A 1,800-nucleotide genomic window follows, 5' to 3' on the forward strand; every position below is an offset into this window, starting at 1 on the left:
TCATTATTGTATCCATCAGATAGATTATCGGTCCGAGGCTTGATCGATGTCAAGTATGCCGTCGCAAAATAGCGTCGCTGCAGGCCGGTTGACATTTCCAAAAAAAATCACATGATAAAGAACCATCGGTGATAATAATGAACCAATGACGCCGATGAACTCTAGAAGGGGAAGTTGGATGTCAAAGGAACAAACCTCGGCTGATCGTGGGCTGCGGGCAGGGACACTGGGAGCAGCGGCCATCACGTTGATGGTGGTGTCTGCCGTGGCCCCGCTCACAAATATGGCGGGCGTCTTGCCCGTCGCCATTCTCTTCGGCAACGGCACGGCGATCGTCCCGGCCTTCATGCTGATGATGATACTGGTACTGATTTTCTCGGTGGGCTACGTGACGATGGCCCGCCATGTGCACAATGCGGCTTCGTTCTACACCCTGATTACAAGAGGACTAGGAAAGACCGCCGGCGGAGCGGCCGCCATTGTGGCGCTTCTCGGCTACAATTGCATGCAGATCGGCATGTCGGGGATGTTCGGCCCTGTCTGCACCGATCTGGTCAAGACATTCACCGGTGTCACGGTGCCGTGGTGGGCATTCAGTCTTTGCGCGTCGGCTTTGATCGGGATCCTTGCCTATCGACGCATAGACCTTTCCGCGAAGGTGCTCGGTATTCTCGTCATCGCCGAATTCGCGGTGGTTTTGATCCTTGACCTGATGATCGTCTACAAAGGCGTTCCTGGTGGGTTCAATCTCGCCCCGCTTTCGCTGTCGGGTATGCCAAGCACGTCCGCACTGGGTGTCACATTCGTGTTTGCCTTCGGCTGCTACATCGGCATTGAAGCCACAACCCTCTACAGTGATGAGGCGAAAGATCCGAAGCGGACCATTCCGCTCGCCACATACGCGGCAGTCCTCCTGATCGGCGTTTTCTATTCCATCTCGACCATCTGGATCGTCGAGGCTGCGGGCACGTCAACGATTGTCACCCAGCTGCAGAACATCGGCGACCCGATCCAGTTCGTGTTCAACATCGCAAATCAATATGTCGGCAACTGGCTGGCTGTGTTGATGCGCGTGTTGTTCGTGACCAGTGTTTTCGCTTGCCTGCTGGCCTTCCACAATCATGTCGCCCGGTATTTCTACTTCCTCGGCAAAGAAGGTCTTGTGCCGGCCTGGCTCGGCCGCACTCATGACACCTATCAGAGTCCTCATCGCGCCACGATCGTGCAGACGGTTATCGCACTCGCGGTGATCTCGGTCTTCGCCATCGCAGGCCTCGATCCGCTACTTACCCTGTTCGCATGGATCGCGAACGTGGCCGTCATATGCATCATCCTTCTGATGCTCGCGGTCTGCCTCGCAGTCATAGCATTCTTCAACAAGAACCCGGAACTGGAACCGAACCAGCCGATCAAGACGAAGATCATGCCTGCTCTTGCTGCTGTAGGCTTTGCTGCCGTGGCATACTTCGGCATTAGCGGTTTCGACATCCTCACGGGCACTCCGGGCCCGTTGGCTGTCGCGCTGCCGTCCACGATCCTGGTGGCTGCCGTCATCGGGGCGGTGAGGGCAATGATGCGGCCTGGAGCCGTCGCTCGGTTAAACGCCGACAGAGTGTAACAACTTCAAGACAAGACGAGAGGGCTCGCCTAATCGGCTGGCCCTTTCGACCTCAATCGCGCCGCCTGCCAGCCCAGGTGCGACCGAGCCCTGATTGGTTCCAAACGTGACGGTTGGCAACGCTACCAGATTAGAATTTTCGCGGAACGGAGGTTTCGAAAATGGCCCAGGCACCGATACAC

General features: G+C 56.6%; 1 protein-coding gene. It reads left to right on the forward strand.

The genetic code is table 11. From position 1 onward, the window contains the following. Positions 1-178 precede the first annotated feature (178 nt). Positions 179-1,618: an APC family permease gene (locus ACXJ7R_RS31665; RefSeq protein WP_126070438.1), complete on the forward strand. Its 1,440-nt coding sequence runs from the start codon at positions 179-181 to the stop codon at positions 1,616-1,618. Positions 1,619-1,800: the final 182 nt, after the last annotated feature.

The organism is Mesorhizobium sp. P5_C1 (genome assembly GCF_054049815.1).

What these genes read in the sequence shown, in the direction of transcription:
- ACXJ7R_RS31665 (WP_126070438.1), top strand. Translation starts at nt 179, where the DNA reads ATGTCAAAGGAACAAACCTCGGCTGATCGTGGGCTGCGGGCAGGGACA.